Source organism: Pseudoalteromonas sp. SG43-7 (assembly GCF_014164295.1).
Taxonomy (GTDB): Bacteria; Pseudomonadota; Gammaproteobacteria; order Enterobacterales; family Alteromonadaceae; genus Pseudoalteromonas; species Pseudoalteromonas rhizosphaerae.
In genome coordinates this window covers 97,049-115,648 of record NZ_JACJEY010000001.1, presented here as the reverse complement: position 1 = coordinate 115,648, position 18,600 = coordinate 97,049, and the positions used below count along the sequence as shown (strand labels likewise).

Here is an 18,600-nt window from a genome sequence, read left to right as displayed (position 1 = left end):
ATTACTCCTCCATATCAGTTAACGCTAAAGCGGTAAGATCAAAAGTTGGGATTACACTCTGCTCGTCAATATTGAGTGACCGTTTAACAGGGGAAGGGTCTAATTCGTCAGGGATTCTGATAGGCGTGCCATCAGGTCTGTTCGGGTCTTCCATCATGGCAATAATGGTTTTGATCTTTGATAATCTGAAACCTAAAGCTGTTACCCAACGATCTGCACCGAAAACTTTATCTCCAGCTTTAGCGACAGCATCCTCTAGCTGCTCCTCGTAAAGCTTCTCAAGGTTTTTAAGCTCTTCTAGGGTATTAGGTAACCCTTTTAAGCATTCATGCTCACTACAGACTGCACAATCGCCATTTTTAACACATGGACTTTCCGCATAGTTGTGAACGCAGTAGCCTAACCCTGTAAACTGAGCAACACCTGACCTATTAATTCCAAGTGACTTAAGAGAAACTGGTAAACCTAAATCATGTAAAACGATTGCAGGGGGAGGAGACTCTGATGTGTATGATGATAAAAACTTATTAGCTTGAGCAACCGTCATGACACCTTCACCATTTGCAACATGGCCTATGCGCTTGGTTAACCGCGACTTCTGCTCTTGCGTTCTTCCATCGTAAGCTTTGTTTTGTTCAATATCAGCTCGACCTGACCACTTGGCAATCAACCAATCTTCTTCACCAGCCAGCTTCAACTTAGTATTCAACCAATGCCGGGGTTGGTGTGTATTCAATTGTAACCTAGTACCATCTTCGTCTGTGATTGCCAATTCATCAAAGATTGACTCGATAGTTTCTTTTCCTGAAGGGCGATCTGAACCCATAGCATCACTCACAGCTCCATGACCGACCATTACCCAAGAAAACGGCTTAACATCAAACTCTTTGTGAAACTCATTCTCGCGAACTAAGGTAATGCAATCCCAAAGCTTCACATCACCATAATTGGGAAAGTCTTTTGTTTTATATTTTTGATCAACAACAGAGCGTAGATCTCTATAACTAGGGAATTTGATACTAATCCCTGTAGGGTTATGAGTGTGTTTGGTCAGTATTTCGTTGTCCTGCGAAACTTTACACCCATTCAATAAATCCTTTTTCCAGTCTGACACATGATTGATTTGGTTTATTAAGTTACGTAACCATTTTATTGAACCATTATGTGTCCAACTCATCTGTGTTCCGTTTGAATCCAGACCAGTTTTAAAGCACATTGCTTTTGCAAATTGATTATATGTTAACGGTTTGTCTTGCGGGAAATCAGTAAGTGTAATGCACTCTTCATGCGTCATAAAAATGTTGGGATTTTCAAAAGCAAATTTCGCCGCAGCTCTAGCGGGAGCAGAAATATCAATGAGTCTGTCAAATGCCTGCTGTACGACATCCTCTAGTAGTTTAGGAACCCACTTTTTAACAGGGTCTCCTCCTTTTGCGGGATGCCACATTAGATATAAACGTCCCTTTTCACTTCTTTGTAGTGAGTTTATTGTTAAACCATTAAGTTCTGTATTTCTGCTCGGCTGGCACATCAACATTACACATAGACTGGAGAAGTATTTTTGACGAGGTGTTTTAGCTTTATGAAAGGCATCCGCCACTTGAAGCATTTGATAGTCAGAAGGACATTTCTCCACTTCTTCTTTACGACTGTCTTCATCAAGTTTGATTCTGGAATCGGATGGACGAGGGAAAGGATTTGACCAGTCTTGTAGATCTAGTTTGAATCGCTTGTCCCTAATGAACTTCAATACTCTTTCAAATGACAGACCAATATTGCGCTTTCCTCCAGCACCTAATTTACTGTTCTTAATCTGTTCCTCAACACGATTAATAACTGTGTTATTGAGGTGCATAATATCAACATCAGATCTGTCATTTTGAGCCGCGTTTTCTTCTAGCGCATTATAGATCCACACTAAAGATGAAACCCAAGCGGTTGAGTCTTTATGATTTAGTGACTGCTCATAACGCACATAGGCTTTTGCAAAATCAGCAAATGGTTGTTTGAATGGTATATATTTGGAATGGTTTACACTGTTTCCAAATACGATGGTTAATTTCTTTCCTCTTGCTGTACCCCAAGACCACTTATCACATTCCCATCCCTTTTGAATTCCGCTAGAGCTTTCAAAGTCAAGATCCTCAAAAAGCGTTAAATCGTTTTTTGCGAATGCTATGAACTCCGCGTAATTTTTCTGGAAATCAAGTTTATGCTTCGGTGTAAATACCAATACATCAGACATTTAACGCTCCTTCTTTTTCCAGCTCTTGCTTTCTAACATGACACTTTTGAATAACGACTTTGATTGCATCAATACTGCGATTATGACCTTGCAATACAAACTCACTTGCACCCATCTTACGCTTGCGATCACGCTCAGTAATGACACTTTTAAGAACTTCTGTATGAGGTGCATTTAACCAAGGTTGGAATTTATTGCAGGTGTAACAATGAATTGTGCCATTAGCACAAAAGCCAAACTTGCCACAATTTCCGACAGGATTGCCATCATTGTTATTAATTCGGCTACGAGGATCATTGGCTCGAATTGCGTCTTTTTCGCTATCTATTAAAGTACCTGAAAATGCCTGCGCCAATGGCGTAAGGTCCGCTGCAAGCGCTTCATCAATTCTGTCAGCCATTTCTTCGTTGAACTCTGTGTAAACTTTGACTTGCTGGGTATCTGACTGGCCTAGTTCTTCGGCTATTGCATAGTCACTTGCACCTAGCATTGCCATATTGGTCGCATGGGTATAGCGGAATCTCCTTGGATTGATATGCAGGTCACCAAACCCATCATCGAGTTTAATCCGTGTTGTTTTTAGTGGGCACAACCGAGACAAACGCCTGATCATTTCACCAACAGAAGGGTTTGCTCCTTTTGTCCGTAAACACAATAAGTCGGGCGTTTTTTGTTGTAGCTGTTCAAATTCATCAAAACTAGCGAGTTTAGCCATTTCTCGTGTATTGAGGAAAATAGGAATTTGGTTCTTTTGTCTAGATGTCAATTTAATATCGAATTGTGTTTCAACAGCATTGATGGATTGATTTGCCTGTGTTTTTAGCACTAGCATTAAATCTTCACCAGAATCCTTCTTGATTTGAAAAGAGCCTCTAAAATGCTCATCACGTTTTTTGGCATTGGGAAGCTGCAAATCAAAATGTTCAACACCTTCTTCAACCCTTGTTATTAAATCTCCAAAGTAGAGATACGTGAGTTGCACAGGACGAGCACCCGTTTGTTGTAGTGCCATGATAAAGGCGTAATCAGTCAACGAGATCAGCCTTTCAGTAAAGGCATCAACGTACCAGTTTATAAATGCTGTTTGTTCTTCAAATGAATAGGCACCGCTGAAAGGGCAACCTAAAGCTACGGCTTTTCCTTTTTCATTGCCAGACAGTTTAAGTGAGTTAAGCAACTCAACCGTTTTTTTATCAACTCCTTTGATTTCCTTGTCGTGCCAGTCTAATAAGAATGCACGAATGTAACCCAGCTTATACTCTGTGCTTTTGGTTAGTGTTGCCTTGTAATTTATTACATGTTTTTCATTTATTTTGCCCGTAACGCCAACAGCGAAGAACCACCGACAATATCGAAACAGATTATCTGTATAAGAAGATGAAAATTCACATGCATAATCAGCTAATGCTAACCGAAAATTACTTTCGAACTTAGGATCTAAATTTAGCGAAGCGAGCAACTCAAAATTCAACGACTTATTTGCATCTAATTGCCAAAGATCGTCATACACATCAAATTCATAGTTAGCTTTACTGTATCGCTTATCCGACTTTGTTCTAGCGCTTTTTGAGCCGTGTAATTTTTTTGCTTTAGCTACCATGATAGCCCCCGTCTGTTTTGTGCTTCATCCGCGATTGCATTCTTTGGCGTATCCTTTGCGCCTGTTTTCTTGCAGTTCGCTTGAGATAAATCTCACCTGATTTAAGAGATGAATGTCCATTTAATTCGGCTCTTATCTCCAGCTCTCGCTGCTTTGTAATCTTATTTTCGTCTGCATATTGCTTTGCAGCTTGATGCAGCCCCGCCTGTTCCAATCGTTTTACTTCTTGCCTGACAGCCCTTCTTTCCTCATCAATCTGATCTGACAGTTGATCATTAAAATAATGTCTATAAGAATGAGGTGTAATAGCCCAGAAACGCTCAGGGTTCACACCTTTAATGCTTTTAAATATATCGTTAATTGTTTGTTGAATGAGCGGTTGTCCAGACTGGTAATGTCCCTCCTTATCTTTGTGAGAAACAAAAATAAATGGGTGTGTTTTCGCTACTTTTGTATCAGCACGATGAATCTTGATATAAGTGTTTAGTAAGTCTCTAAGCTCTTTTGTAATAGAAACCGCTCTGCCGAGGGTCTTTGCTGTTGGCTCTTTTACCCTAGGATCATCCTTACTGTCATGTCTTCTAACAACTGACAATGTTGGATTGTCAATATCTGTTCCAATATCGCTAATTCGAAGCGCTAATAACTCAGCACATCTAAATCCTGTTTCATACAAAACTTGAACAATGAGATAGTTTCTAAACTTGATAACTGGGTTTTTAAACGGGTTGTAATGTGAATCAGGCTTAGCTACCTCAACAAAGTCATCAAATACATCATCTGGAATACCAGACTTATCTAAGGAAACTTTCTTCGATTTTCCTTTTGGCTTACCACTCTTAAGTCGAGTTTTCATCTTATCCAGCGCCTCAAAAAGCTCTGCGGCTGCTGGCTTATACTTGACTCTTTCTTGCCCTATAAAGTGAAGAAACTCTGCAATGTGAGCTATACGGGATATATATTGAGATTTACCAATAGTCGGTTTGTCTTGTGATTTTGATAAATAAAACTTTCCCATATCGACCACGTTACTTGCTGGTTTATCTTTAACCACTTTAGCCTGATATGAGCAGTGCTCTTTAAGTTTATTAATATCATCAAGGTTAGGTACTTTACCGTTATATATTTCCTCAAGCAGATCCCTACCGTTAATCTCCTCCCAGCGTTTCAAATGTTTAATGTCTTTCAGGTATTGCTCAATTGATGTTGCAGCTTTAGTCATTCGCAGTTTTTGCGTAACAAAATGAGTGACCCAAAAATCGGGAACGCCATCTTCTCCTAATAAAAAGGCGTAGCGCTCTCCACTTTTAAATTTCTTTACAGCAACTTTCATGAACACCCACTAATAAACATTTGCATTTGTTATAAAGTAATATAGTGAACATTTTCAACTTTTCAACATTAATTTTCTAATAAAACTAAAAAAGCCGCTAAAAAGCGGCTTTTAAGATTATTTTTCAACATTTGATGTTTTGTCTTTGTCTAGAAAGGGATATCGTCATCAAAATCGATAGGTGGTTCCATTGGATTTGATGCGCCGCCTTGCGGAGCACTTTGTGGCTTAGGTGCAAAACCACCTTGCGCTTGTCCACCACCTTGTGGAGCATAGCCGCCGCCACCTTGGTATTGATTACTTTGCTGTGGTGCTGCAGCTGGTTGCTGACGAGCTGCTGGCGCTTGTTGTGGCGCTGGTGCATACCCGCCGCTTTGCTGTGCTGCACTTTGCTGCTGAGCATACCCACCACCTTGTTGTGGTGCGCTCTGTTGTTGGCCGTAACCACCTTGAGATTGACCACCGTGGCTTTGCTGTTGGCCACCTTGGTAACCGCCACTTTGTTGGTCGCCACCACGGGCACCTAACATTTGCATTTGACCAGTGAAACCATCCACTACGATTTCAGTGGTGAATTTCTCTTGGCCTTGTTGGTCAGTCCATTTACGGGTTTGAAGTTTGCCTTCAACGTAAATTTGTGAACCTTTACGGCAATATTCACCAACAATTTCAGCTAACTTGCCAAAAAAAACAACACGGTGCCATTCTGTTTTATCAACCATTTGACCGGTGTTTTTGTCTTTATAGCTATCTGACGTAGCTAGAGTAATATTCGCTACACCATTGCCGTTAGGCATATAACGTACTTCTGGATCTTGACCTAAATTACCAACCAAGATTACTTTGTTCACACCGCGTGCCATGGACCTTTCTCCTATAAACGTTATATTAAACCAGCCACTTTGCGGGCTTGGTCTAGGTCAAATTCTTTATCATCAATCTTTAAATAACTGCGATTTTCATCACAGACTACTGTTGCTTCAATTACGCCTGGTAAAGCAACTAAACGAGAAGCAAGGGTTTGCGCTTGCTGCTCGTTACTTAATTCTGTCATTAAGCTTATCATTTTACTGCGTGGCGGGACTTGCATATTCCACGCAAGGATAAGCCATATTACCCCAACAACTGCGGCTGCGGCAAACACTGCTTGCGGTGTTGTTGATTGCGCAACGTAACCGCCTAAAATACCACCTAAAAATGCACCAAAAAATTGTCCTGACGAAAACACTCCCATCGCCGAGCCTTTTTGGCTAGCAGGTGCTAAGCGCGATACTAATGCCGGCATCGTCGCTTCTAAAAAGTTAAAGGCAACAAAATACGCCAGCATACACATCGCCATGCCGATGATTGAGTCAACACCAATTGCCATTGCCAACATACTTAGAGCGAGCACTGCGATAGAGCCAACAAATGCCTGTTTCTCTTTTTCTTTGCGGATCGCAATGATCATCACTGGCGCCATTAATAAAAATGCCAGTAATAAAACGGGAATATATACTTGCCAATGCGCTTGTGCTGCTAAACCTTTGGCAATTAACTGCCCTGGTAAGGCGACAAAAATCGTCGTCAAGGTCAAATGTAATAGCATCACCCCTAAATCTAAACGTGCTAATTGCGGGTGCTTAATGAGTTTTTTAATATCGCTAACGCTTGCTAAGGTATCGCCTTTGGGGGCTTTGCTAACCGCTTTGGGGACCAAAAACAACACAATAAAAATACCCGCAACAGCCAAAATAGCAGTTAACCAGAACACTCCAGCAAGACCCCACGCTGCGGCAACCATTGGACCAAGTAACATAGCAATAGCAAAGCTCATGCCTATGCTCATACCAATCACGGCCATCACTTTTGGTCGTTGCTCATCGCGGCTCAAATCAGAAGCAAAAGCTAATAACGAGCTGGCAATTGCGCCCATCCCTTGTAATGCTCGCCCTAACGTGACCATTTGCATTGAATCAGCCGTGGCAGCAATCACCGAACCGATGGCAAAAACAGTTAAACCGCCAACAATGACTTTTTTACGGCCAATTTTATCCGATAACCAGCCCATGGGAATTTGTAACACAGCTTGTGTTAAACCATAGGCGCCAATCGCAAAACCAATCCATATAGGTGAAAATCCTGATAATTCTTGCCCATAAATCGCCAATACTGGCATCAACATAAATAGGCCAAGCATACGAAATGCAAACACACTCGCTAAGGAAACTGCGGCGCGTTTTTCTCGTGAATTGAGTGAAGAAGCTGTCATGATTCGCGTGTTCTTGCTGTCTATTAAAATTTGAGCAGGGATTCTACCACAAGCTTACAGAGAAATAATCGTCCCAATGCGATGATTTTTCATTGATCAAGGATTAATCTTCGCACGTATTATGAGATACTCAGTAAATCAATTTGGTAATGAAACGAGATAGCATGGAAAACATTGAAGTCCGAGGCGCCCGCACGCACAATTTAAAAGACATCAGCCTAACCATTCCCCGTGATAAATTAATTGTTATCACCGGTCTATCTGGTTCGGGTAAATCGTCTTTAGCATTTGATACCTTATATGCAGAAGGGCAGCGTCGGTATGTAGAATCTTTATCGGCCTATGCCAGACAATTTTTATCTTTAATGGAAAAACCGGATGTTGATCATATTGAAGGGTTGTCGCCGGCAATTTCAATTGAACAAAAATCAACGTCACATAATCCCCGCTCCACCGTTGGCACCATTACCGAAATATATGATTACCTGCGCTTAATGTTTGCCCGTGTCGGTGAACCGCGTTGCCCTACTCACGATTTGCCACTCGCTGCACAAACTGTTAGCCAAATGGTCGACACTGTGCTGGCGTTCCCAGAGGGCAGCAAGCTGATGTTGCTAGCCCCTGTTGTGAAAGAGCGCAAAGGTGAGCACGTTAAGTTGTTAGAGCAACTAGCCAGCCAAGGTTATATTCGCGCCCGTATTGACGGGGAAGTATGCGACCTTTCTGATCCACCGACTTTAGAACTACATAAAAAACACACTATTGAAGTCGTGGTCGATCGTTTTAAAGTGAAAGATGGCTTACAACAGCGTTTAGCCGAATCGTTTGAAACCGCGTTAGAGCTGTCAGCCGGTGTAGCAACTATTGCATCGATGGATGACGCAAACGCCGAAGAGCTGCTGCTCTCCGCCAACTTCGCTTGCCCAACGTGTGGCTACGCCATGACCGAACTTGAACCTCGGTTATTCTCATTTAATAATCCGGCAGGCGCATGCCAAAGTTGTGATGGTTTAGGAGTTCGTCAGTATTTCGACCCAAATCGAGTGATTCAAAACCCAGAGCTTAGTTTATCTGGCGGTGCCATAAAAGGCTGGGATAAACGCAGTTTTTACTATTTCCAGATGCTACAAGCCGTTGCTGAGCACTATAAATTTGATTTAGAAATGCCATTTCAGGAACTATCTAAAGATGCTAAAAAAATCATTTTAGAAGGTTCTGGCGATACAAAAATTGCTTTTAACTACCGCAACGACCGTGGCGACCTGATCACTCGTAACCATGAGTTTGAAGGCGTGTTAAATAACATGAACCGCCGCTATCGTGAGACAGAATCAAATTCCGTGCGCGAAGAGCTGGCTAAATATCAAACCAGCCAAGCTTGCCCAAGTTGTAAAGGGTCGCGCCTACGCCAAGAAGCGCGCAGTGTATTTATCGGTCAGACTAACTTACCTGCTATCACCAGTATGAGTATTGGTGAAGCGATGAGCTTTTTTGAGCAACTAAGCTTAACGGGCCAAAAAGGCCAGATAGCTGAGAAAATCTTAAAAGAAATTCGCGACCGTTTATCGTTTTTGATCAACGTAGGGCTAAATTATCTCTCTTTAGAGCGCAGTGCTGATACTTTATCTGGCGGTGAGGCTCAACGTATTCGCTTAGCCAGCCAAATTGGCGCAGGCTTAGTAGGCGTAATGTATGTACTTGATGAACCATCGATTGGTTTGCATCAACGTGATAATGACCGTTTACTACAAACGCTGATCCATCTACGCGACTTAGGTAATACCGTGATTGTGGTAGAGCACGACGAAGATGCCATACGTGCCGCCGATCATATTATTGATATAGGCCCTGGAGCTGGCGTGCATGGCGGTTATATCATTGCCCAAGGTACTCGTGATGACATTTTAGCTAGCGAAGAGTCAGTAACAGGGCAATTTTTATCTGGCCGACGCAAAATTGAAGTTCCCAAAGAGCGTCATAAAATCAACGATAAGTGGTTAGAGCTGTTTGGCGCTAGCGGTAATAACTTAAAAAATGTCGATTTAAAAATACCTTTTGGTTTAATGACCTGTATTACTGGCGTATCAGGCTCTGGTAAGTCAACGCTTATCAACGATACCTTATTCAAACTTGCTCATACCGAACTAAACGGAGCGACCACCGCCGAAGCCGCACCGTACAAATCAATTAGCGGCCTTGAGCATTTTGATAAAGTCATCGATATTGACCAAAGCCCGATTGGCCGTACCCCACGCTCAAACCCAGCCACATATACCGGTATTTTTACTGGCATTCGTGAACTGTTTGTAGGCACGCAGGAATCTCGCTCTCGTGGTTACAAAGTCGGTCGCTTTAGCTTTAATGTAAAAGGTGGCCGCTGTGAAGCTTGCCAAGGCGATGGCGTGATCAAAGTCGAAATGCACTTTTTACCTGATGTATATGTGCCATGTGATGTCTGTAAAGGGCAACGTTATAACCGTGAAACGTTAGAAGTGCAGTATAAAGGCAAAAACATCCATCAAGTATTAGAAATGACGGTGGAAGACGCACACGACTATTTTGATAAAATACCCGCCATTGCGCGTAAACTAAAAACCTTAATGGATGTGGGCCTGTCTTATATTCGCTTAGGCCAAGCCGCGACAACGCTCTCTGGTGGTGAAGCGCAACGGGTTAAACTCGCCCGCGAGTTATCTAAACGTGATACAGGCAAAACCTTATACATTTTGGATGAACCAACCACAGGCTTGCACTTTGCTGATATTGAACAATTATTAGTAGTGCTGCATCGCCTGCGTGACCACGGTAATACGATTGTGGTTATTGAGCATAATCTTGATGTAATAAAAACAGCCGATTGGATCATTGATCTAGGTCCCGAAGGTGGTGCTGGCGGCGGTGAGATCCTCATTGCAGGTACGCCGGATGAAGTAGCCGAATGTGAGCGTTCACATACTGGCCACTATTTAAAACCCCTATTATCAAAATAGGGTTTTCGCTTTATGTACTAAGGTTGGCCGGTGTTAAGATACATAAAAATTGCCAGATGGCGTGCAAACAAACAGCTGAGGCAACAACAGCAAAATTTGCAACCTCATAAACTGCGCTTTTATGAGCAAGGTAAAGCTATTTGGTTTAATCTTAACACCGCGCAAAAGCTCTACTTATTGGCGTTAATCTGCCTAATCATCTTTCAAAGTGGTTGGCTATGCGCCAGTATCACTATCGTAGCGCTTACTATTGAGTTTTGGCCAAAGTTCAATAAGCTCTGGCATTCACTTGCTGGCAAAGCACTTATACTTATTTTCTATGCCAGTATCGCCAACTTTGTACTGGCCAATGCCAGTGGTATTGTGAATAATGTAACTCATGTTTCAGCAACACATTTTAATTACACCCACAATTTTGCCACGCTACTTTATTTACCACCCTGGGCGTTGGGCATCTCTCTATCGACATTACTATTATTACAATTGATATTGCCGTTCTATATTTTTATGCTCTTAATCATCAAACCGTTTGGTTCACAGCGGGTAAAGTTTATTAGCCAAAGCTATTCACCTTTACTTACAGCTTCTATACGGTTTTTTTTATCAACGATTGTAATAATCAATCTAATGTCTTTTGTTGATGACAAAGATACCGGTGCCGTTTTTGATGACATAGTAAGCAACTTCGTCAGCAGCAAGCAGCTCTCAAGTCGAGCACTAACAAAGCAACAAGAAGTTGAAGTTGTAGAAGAGCTCAGCCAAAAAATACATGGGCAACTACCAAGTGAAAATATTACCCAAACACCTTCCACACTGCCAGTAACTCCAACGGAAGAAGATGAAACCACTCAATCCGTACGATTATTCTTTAACACCAAAGGTTACTTTGAACGCAGCAAACGGTTAATTGCTATGTTTGCTTACACCTACGAAGCAGACCAATACTCCCGTTGCAAAAAATCTGACGACAGTAAATCGATTGAGATTAACGACTACGAAATTGTTGAAATTGCACCAGATAACAGCAAACCTTACGGTTACAGCTTTACGGTAAAAGCATGCCAATCGCCGGGCATTAAAGCGCCATAGCGGGCTACGGGCTACGGGCTACGGGCTACGGAAAATACTAAAGTCAGTTAATTAAAGTCAAACCTGTTTTTTAATTTGGCAATTACTTTGAGTTAATAGGTGGAAGCTGAGCTTTATATAATAAGCATGTTTATATCCCGCGAGCTAAATAGCTTGTTATCTGATGCTTTTAAGTTCAATCCCTGCAATACGAGTTATCAATTCATCGAGAAAGGACAAGTCCACTATTTCGCCGTTACTAAATAGTCGGTAATCCGACTCCAAACCTGCCAACAATTCTCTTGCCTCAGCAACACCTTTAAAAAACTCGCTACTGCGTAAAATACACACCAAGAGATCATCTTGCAGCGCAATGCGCTGCTTTATTTCATGTAGACCTTGTCCTAAATAAGACTTGAGCGTCTTTAAATCAGAAGAAGATATACGTCCATTTTCGAACTTTAACGTAATTTTGAAGTATTCCATGAACTTAATCTCATAACGATTGCACTTAACACTTGAATTTAAATAAGATTAAAGCTGCTGCTTCGAGCCTAAATTTGTATATAACAGCAACAAAAAAGCCAGATATTCCGTTGTAGTTGGAACCATCTGGCTTTATATGATTAGTTATTAGCAAGCGTTACGGACGTGGAATAAATCCTAACGCGTTGTAAACAGACTTTAAGGTTATCTCTGCACGTGCGCTGGCTTTTTCAGCACCGGTTTTCATGATGTTGTTGAGCAATGCTTGATCTTCACGTATCTCTTTAAAGCGCGCTTGGATTGGCTCGATCATGCTCACTACTGCGTCAGCGGTGTCTTTTTTCAGATGGCCATACATTTTATCTTCGTATTCAGGCACTAACTCTTCAATTGAGCGCTTAGTTGCAACAGACATAAGTGTTAGTAAGTTTGATACGCCTGGTTTTTCAGTGCGATCAAAATAAATACGCGCTTGCTCGTCTGAATCGGTTACTGCTTTTTTAAGCTTTTTCTCGATCTTTTTTGGTTCGTCTAACATCATGATAAAACCATTTGGGTTTTCATCTGATTTAGACATTTTTTTCAGTGGATCTTGCAGGCTCATTACGCGCGCACCAAACTCTGGAATGTAAGGTTCTGGGATCGTGAAAACTTCACCATATAAGTTATTAAAGCGCGTTGCGATATCGCGTGTTAGTTCAAGGTGCTGCTTTTGATCATCACCTACTGGTACTTGCGCCGCTTGATAAAGTAAAATATCAGCTGCTTGTAATACCGGATAAGCAAACAAACCAACGTTTACGTTGCTGGTGTTCTTTGCTGACTTATCTTTAAACTGGGTCATGCGGTTAAGCTCCCCCATTTGCGCATAACAGTTTAGTACCCAACCTAGCTGTGCATGTTCAGGCACTTGCGACTGCACAAATAAAGCAGCTTTATCTGGATCAATACCACATGCAACATACAAAGCTATACCATCTAATACACGGGTTTTTAAAAGCTCTGGATCTTGGCGTAACGTAATCGCGTGCAAATCAGCTAACATAAAGTGACTATCATACTCTTCCTGTAGCTTTACCCACTGGTTAATAGCGCCAACATAGTTGCCTATTGTCATTCCACCGGTTGGCTGCATGCCACTTAACACTACTGGTTTACTCATGATGTTCCTTTATATTACAAAAATAAAAAATGCTAAAATTAAAAAATCGCTTAACGCTGGGTAAGAACAGGTATTATATCTAAGAAATTCTCACAGAGGTACTGTGGATTCAAATCAGCAAGATTTTCACCTTGGTTATAACCATAATTAACGGCAAGTACGTCTATATGTGCCGCTTGCGCCGCTAAGATATCACTTTTTGAGTCACCAATCATAATTGCTTGACTCACTGGTACATTTAATTGCTGACAAGCAAATAAAAGAGGCTCTGGTGAAGGCTTTTTGGCCATGTCATCACCACACACTATCACCTCAAAATGACTTCTTAAAGCGAGCTTATCAAGTAGCTTTTCAGTAAAGCAGCGGGCTTTGTTAGTGATCAACGCTTTTGGTATACCACGTAACGCCGCAAGGCCTGTTTCTACGTGTTGATAAAGCACACTGTATTCACCTACTTGTTGCTCATAATGATCATAAAAAAGCGCAATTGCTTTATCTGCTAATGCTGGATCTAGGTGTTCACTGACTTTCATGTCGCCACTGAGGCCTCGCTTAACCAGCATTTCAATGCCGTTACCAACCCAGCTTTGTACCAACCCCTGACTTACAATTGGAAAAGCTAAATCAGATAAAGTCAGATTCATCGCTATATATAAATCATAAACACTATCAACTAAAGTACCATCAAGATCAAATAAAGCGGCTTCATACTTCATTATTTTACACCCTCTAACTGGGCACGCATTTGCTCAATTACTTGTTGGTAATCTGGCTGATTAAAAATAGCAGAGCCGGCAACAAACATGTCAGCACCGGCTTGAGCCGCCGCCGCAATATTATCGACTTTAATACCACCATCTACTTCTAAACGAATAGCACGACCTGAATCATCAATTATTTTCCGTGCTTGGCGTAGTTTTTCCAAAGTATGAGGAATAAAACTTTGACCGCCAAAACCTGGATTAACCGACATTAATAAAATCACATCAAGCTTATCAATCACATGTTCTAAATAGCTTAAACTCGTCGCAGGGTTAAAGACTAAACCAGCTTGGCAACCATGATCTTTGATCAGCTGCAAAGTGCGATCAATATGTTCACTCGCTTCAGGATGAAAAGTAATGATTGAAGCACCAGCATCAGCAAATTGCGGTATTAAACTATCGACCGGTTTAACCATTAAATGCACATCAATAGGCGCAGTAATACCATAATCACGCAGCGCTTTGCACACCATAGGCCCAATTGTTAAGTTTGGCACATAGTGATTATCCATCACATCAAAATGAACTACATCTGCACCAGAAGCTAAAACACGCTCAACATCTTCGCCCAAACGGGCAAAATCAGCAGATAAAATAGACGGGGCGATAAGGTACTTTTGTAGTGTTTCTAACATAAACAATCCTTAGTGATATTAAAAATGCGCAAAATAGCAGGGCCATTAATTGCCATAATGTAACCTAAATCAAGCTATTCCCCAAGAATCCCAGTTAATTAAAGCTTTAACTCTATTTGAAGTTTTGCAACGGTTATATTTTAAACAGCCAAATATAAACATTATTTTTACCTTAACCTTTTAATTTTATTAATTTTTTATATTTGTTAAGGATAAATTAAGTTTGTTATTTGAGCATTTTTTATGTATGCTCTAGTGAGTAACACTATTATGGACTTAGTAAAATGCGTGCTTTTAAAATCGGGATCTTAACTGCGGCTGCTATAACTATCGGTACACTAAGCTACTTTTCAAAAAGTGATAATACACTTATCGCAGCTAACGATTGCGAATGTAGCTCAGGCCATTTAAAAATTAATAATGCAGTGCAATGTATGAAGGTCGAACAAGAATCAAGTTGGATGTCATGGATCACTGGTGATAGTCGCAGTGCACAATTTCATTATTTAGATTTACTTGAATTATTAACCAGCTCAGACGAACCACAAAAAGCGCGTTCACTTAGCCCTAGGTTTTAATAAAATGCGGCAACTGATCAGCGCTATACAAAGTGTTGTTGCGGCATTTTTTGGCGTGCAATCTGAACACAAGCGTCACGCTGACTTTAAACAACACTCGCCTACCAGTATTATTATCATCGCTATTATTTTATTTATATCTTTTGTAACCGCTATCTATGGCGTGGTGACTTGGGTGCTAAGTACATAGCCATCAACTCATTGACTTTATTGCGCGAACCACCTTTTGGGCTAATCGTCCGCTTAACTTGAATTTCAGCTAACGTTGCTTGGCTATATATTTTACGTGTCCATACAGTGTCATGATTGGAGATCAATACCGGTGTTTTGTTTTCAAATGCCGCTTGCTCAGCTAAATTAGCTAGATTCGCCTGATCATCTAAATTAAAGCCACCCTTAGCATAAGAGGTAAACGACGCCGTTTTACTCAAAGGCACATAAGGTGGATCGCAATAGATCACTGCGTTATCGGGTACTAATTTAAATACATCGTCATAACCTAAACAAGTAAACGTGGCTTGTTGCGCTTTTTCGGCAAAAAAGTACATTTCTTTTTCAGGAAAATACGGACGTTTATACTTACCGAACGGAACATTAAAAATTCCTTTCAGGTTATAGCGGCATAAACCGTTGTAGCCGTGGCGATTCATATATAAAAATAAAATCGCTCGCTCGTAGATGTCATTACTTTGATTAAACTGTACGCGATAATCATAATATGCGTCAGGCTGGTTGTTTAAATCAACAAACAGCTTTTTAGCATCGCTGATGAATTCATCTGGAGAATTTTTTAATTCGTTATACAAGTTAATGAGATCAGCATTAATATCATTAAGAATATAATCTTTAAAATCTGTGTTTAAAAATACCGAGCCAGCACCTACAAACGGTTCAACTAAGGTATCAGCGTGTTTGCTCGCTTCATTTAAGCGCGCGCTAATATCTTCAACTAAGCTGTATTTTCCGCCAGCCCATTTAAGGAAGGCTCTGGTCTTTTTCTGCATCGGCTCTTTACTTCAAACTGGTGTGCCGCGATTTTACACTAAACAGTGTAAATTTACTGATCTAGTAACGCGATTTCTTGTTTTATTTTACTGATTTTTTTATAAAACGGCTGATTTTTACGCACCGCTTCAGGTAGGCTTGCTAGCACTTCGCGAGCCGCATTTAAGTTATCAAAGCTGCCATAGGTTACCACCCACCACATTTTATCGTTGCGGCGTGTTTGATAGACTTTACCAAGTACTTGCAGCGACTGTTTAGCAACAAACTGCTCTGCGATTGTTTGCTGAGTTACCGCTAGTAACTGGATCACGACCTTACTATCCGGCTGTTGTAGATACCAAGCATTATCTGCTGGCATAATTTGCTGCACTTGAGGAACAGGCTCTACCACAGTGGGTTCTTCAGCTAAGCTAGTCGTGATATCAACAGGCTCTGCAACTGGCGCTAAACTATCTAGTATTGCCGCAACATTATTTTCCTGAGTAGGATTATCAATAAGCGGATTGTCTTGCTCTGGTTGATCTTGTTGAGCAGCTGATTGAGCATCTGCAGCTTCTACTTGTGAGGAATCTATTGTCACCGCAGGTTCTGTTACAGCTTGCTTTAAAGTATCGACCGCGATTGCCGTCGCCACTGGAGTTTCTGGTTGTGGCTGATAAAAATCCTGCCACCAACGGGTCATATCAGATTTATATAAAAAGCCAATGATGAGTAACATAATAATCACTAGCAGCGTTATTAAATGTACTCGCCAAGATACTTTATCAGTGACTACAACCTTAGCTGTATGCTGTGTTGGTTGCCACGCTAACAATAAACTCGGATTACCGTGTGCTTCGCGCAAAAAGGTTTGAAATACCGGGTCTTCATCATAAGGTAAATCATTAAAATAGCACTTCATCAACTGTTTACTTTCTGCTATTGAAAGTGCTTCAAGATGAATTTCAACAGCGCTTTTAAATTGCCCCACTGATTGCGATGCCAGTAAGACATATAAAGTAGTAGGACTATGCTTGGCAAGCGTTGTTAACTCTTCGACCATTTCTTCAGATAAATGCCGTCCACCATCTAACACCCATAAACATGGACCACAGTTTTGCTGTTTAGCTAGTTGGTAAAAATTTTCTGACAGGCTTAGGTTTTGATCAATTAACGGCGAGCGGAAGCTTTGTTCCAGTAACTCACTCATCAATTGCATATCACTCATACGCGCACTAAGCTGCACAAATGACTTATTAAAATCACTGTATTTATCAGTAATGAAGGTTTCGAGAAGATAACTTTTACCAAGTCCAGAAGGACCCAGTAAGACAATTAAATTTTGCCCATATTCAAACTGTAGGGCAATCCGATCAACCAAAGCCGCACGGCTAGGTAAGATTTGCGATTGCATTAGCGCCCTATTAAATTTCGGACCTGTTGATCTGATACATCATCAACCAACGCGCATTGACCAAACGCAGTAGGAAGAATAAAACGGATCGTGCCTTTTTTATTCTTTTTATCTTTACGCATATGATGAAGGAAATGTTCAGCAGTCATCACATCAGGGATCTCACTAGGCAAATTATATTGTGCTATTAAGGTAACGATCCTTGCAACTTCTTGTGCACTTAAATCACCACGAGTATGAGCTAGCTGTGCAGCTAATACCATGCCAGTGGCAACAGCTTCACCATGTAGCCATTGGCCGTATCCCATTTGCGCTTCGATAGCATGTGCAAAGGTATGGCCTAAATTAAGTAACGCTCGTAGTCCTGCTTCTTTTTCATCCTGAGCGACAATCAGTGCTTTAATTTCACAACAACGAAAAATCACATGCTGAATGGTTTCTTCATCCAAAGCCTGTAATTGCGCGGTGTTGTTTTCTAGAAAAGTAAATAATTCTGTATCGTAAATTAAGCCATATTTAATAACTTCAGCCATACCGGCTGCAAATTCACGAGCAGGAAGTGTATGCAATGATTGAGTATCAATAAACACGGCTTGCGGCTGATAAAAAGCCCCAATCATGTTTTTACCCAAAGGATGGTTAACCGCCGTTTTACCGCCAACTGATGAATCAACTTGCGATAATAAGGTAGTGGGTACTTGAATAAACGGTACCCCGCGTTGATAGCAGGCCGCAACAAAACCAGTCAGATCACCGACCACACCACCACCAAGGGCGATTAAGCAAGTATCTCTGCCGCAATTGTTTTCAAGCAAAAATGCCGAGATTTTCTCAAACCATTCCAGTGATTTATATTGCTCACCATCAGGAATAATAAAACTTAGCGGATTTAAATCAGCTAATAACGCCATTGCATCGCTTAAGTACAAAGGTGCAATGGTGTCATTAGTGATAATGATAGGTCGACAATCACCAATATGATGATGCAGCCTGTCAGTCTGTTGAAGAGCAGATTGACCAATATAAATAGGATAACTTCGCTCGTCTAAATTAACTGTTAATTCAAGCATCGCTAGTATCCTTTCTTATT

Annotated in this window: 16 protein-coding genes; 4 read left to right on the top strand and 12 right to left on the bottom strand. The window is 41.1% G+C overall.

All coding sequences use genetic code 11. The features are described from left to right. Window position 1: 1 nt before the first annotated feature. From H5200_RS00500 to H5200_RS00480, 5 genes are all read right to left on the bottom strand, one after another. Window positions 2-2,245, bottom strand: coding sequence for a hypothetical protein (locus tag H5200_RS00500; RefSeq protein WP_182760704.1), 2,244 nt, complete (start codon window positions 2,243-2,245; stop codon window positions 2-4). Next, on the bottom strand, window positions 2,238-3,845 hold the full coding sequence (locus tag H5200_RS00495) for a site-specific integrase (protein ID WP_182760703.1): 1,608 nt from the start codon (window positions 3,843-3,845) through the stop codon (window positions 2,238-2,240). The genes H5200_RS00500 and H5200_RS00495 overlap by 8 nt, the downstream gene beginning before the upstream one ends. After that, window positions 3,835-5,178, bottom strand: coding sequence for a site-specific integrase (locus H5200_RS00490; RefSeq protein ID WP_182760702.1), 1,344 nt, complete (start codon window positions 5,176-5,178; stop codon window positions 3,835-3,837). Before H5200_RS00490 ends, H5200_RS00495 begins: the two co-directional genes overlap by 11 nt. 149 nt (window positions 5,179-5,327) lie before the next feature. Further along, complete coding sequence (gene ssb / locus H5200_RS00485) at window positions 5,328-6,041, bottom strand: single-stranded DNA-binding protein (RefSeq protein ID WP_182760701.1); 714 nt, start codon at window positions 6,039-6,041, stop codon at window positions 5,328-5,330. Between the two features lie 20 nt (window positions 6,042-6,061). Further along, window positions 6,062-7,429, bottom strand: a complete 1,368-nt coding sequence (locus tag H5200_RS00480) for an MFS transporter (protein ID WP_145238569.1) — start codon at window positions 7,427-7,429, stop codon at window positions 6,062-6,064. A 164-nt stretch (window positions 7,430-7,593) separates the two neighbouring features. On the opposite strand from H5200_RS00480, the gene uvrA reads away from it, so the two are divergent. Continuing rightward, window positions 7,594-10,419: an excinuclease ABC subunit UvrA gene (uvrA, locus tag H5200_RS00475; protein WP_149982641.1), complete on the top strand. Its 2,826-nt coding sequence runs from the start codon at window positions 7,594-7,596 to the stop codon at window positions 10,417-10,419. A 30-nt stretch (window positions 10,420-10,449) separates the two neighbouring features. Continuing rightward, complete coding sequence (locus H5200_RS00470) at window positions 10,450-11,508, top strand: hypothetical protein (RefSeq protein WP_182740298.1); 1,059 nt, start codon at window positions 10,450-10,452, stop codon at window positions 11,506-11,508. A gap of 156 nt (window positions 11,509-11,664) precedes the next feature. On the opposite strand, the gene H5200_RS00465 is transcribed toward H5200_RS00470, so the two are convergent. The 4 genes from H5200_RS00465 to rpe all read right to left on the bottom strand — a co-directional run bounded on the left by H5200_RS00465 (window position 11,665) and on the right by rpe (window position 14,534). Then, on the bottom strand, window positions 11,665-11,973 hold the full coding sequence (locus H5200_RS00465) for a hypothetical protein (RefSeq protein ID WP_145238560.1): 309 nt from the start codon (window positions 11,971-11,973) through the stop codon (window positions 11,665-11,667). A 157-nt stretch (window positions 11,974-12,130) separates the two neighbouring features. After that, window positions 12,131-13,135 carry a tryptophan--tRNA ligase gene (gene trpS / locus H5200_RS00460; protein ID WP_145238557.1) on the bottom strand — a complete coding sequence of 335 codons (1,005 nt, stop codon included), beginning with the start codon at window positions 13,133-13,135 and terminating at the stop codon, window positions 12,131-12,133. Between the two features lie 50 nt (window positions 13,136-13,185). After that, complete coding sequence (locus H5200_RS00455) at window positions 13,186-13,851, bottom strand: HAD-IA family hydrolase (protein ID WP_182717701.1); 666 nt, start codon at window positions 13,849-13,851, stop codon at window positions 13,186-13,188. Then, window positions 13,851-14,534 carry a ribulose-phosphate 3-epimerase gene (gene rpe / locus H5200_RS00450; protein WP_182717700.1) on the bottom strand — a complete coding sequence of 228 codons (684 nt, stop codon included), beginning with the start codon at window positions 14,532-14,534 and terminating at the stop codon, window positions 13,851-13,853. The genes H5200_RS00455 and rpe overlap by 1 nt, the downstream gene beginning before the upstream one ends. Before the next feature lie 284 nt (window positions 14,535-14,818). On the opposite strand from rpe, the gene H5200_RS00445 reads away from it, so the two are divergent. Next, on the top strand, window positions 14,819-15,112 hold the full coding sequence (locus H5200_RS00445; RefSeq protein ID WP_145238548.1) for a hypothetical protein: 294 nt from the start codon (window positions 14,819-14,821) through the stop codon (window positions 15,110-15,112). Window positions 15,113-15,116: 4 nt separating this feature from the next. Next, window positions 15,117-15,302, top strand: coding sequence for a DUF2970 domain-containing protein (locus H5200_RS00440; RefSeq protein ID WP_182717699.1), 186 nt, complete (start codon window positions 15,117-15,119; stop codon window positions 15,300-15,302). Here H5200_RS00440 and H5200_RS00435 read toward each other — a convergent pair. Genes H5200_RS00435 through aroB form a run of 3 tightly spaced genes read right to left on the bottom strand, consistent with a single transcriptional unit; the run spans window position 15,265 to window position 18,580 of the window. Continuing rightward, window positions 15,265-16,116: a Dam family site-specific DNA-(adenine-N6)-methyltransferase gene (locus H5200_RS00435; protein WP_149982636.1), complete on the bottom strand. Its 852-nt coding sequence runs from the start codon at window positions 16,114-16,116 to the stop codon at window positions 15,265-15,267. The genes H5200_RS00440 and H5200_RS00435 overlap by 38 nt on opposite strands. Window positions 16,117-16,169: 53 nt before the next feature. Then, window positions 16,170-17,510, bottom strand: a complete 1,341-nt coding sequence (locus H5200_RS00430; RefSeq protein WP_182760700.1) for an AAA family ATPase — start codon at window positions 17,508-17,510, stop codon at window positions 16,170-16,172. Beyond that, a complete protein-coding gene (gene aroB / locus H5200_RS00425) occupies window positions 17,510-18,580 on the bottom strand; it encodes a 3-dehydroquinate synthase (protein ID WP_149982634.1) in 1,071 nt (356 codons plus the stop codon). The genes H5200_RS00430 and aroB overlap by 1 nt, the downstream gene beginning before the upstream one ends. Window positions 18,581-18,600 lie beyond the last annotated feature (20 nt).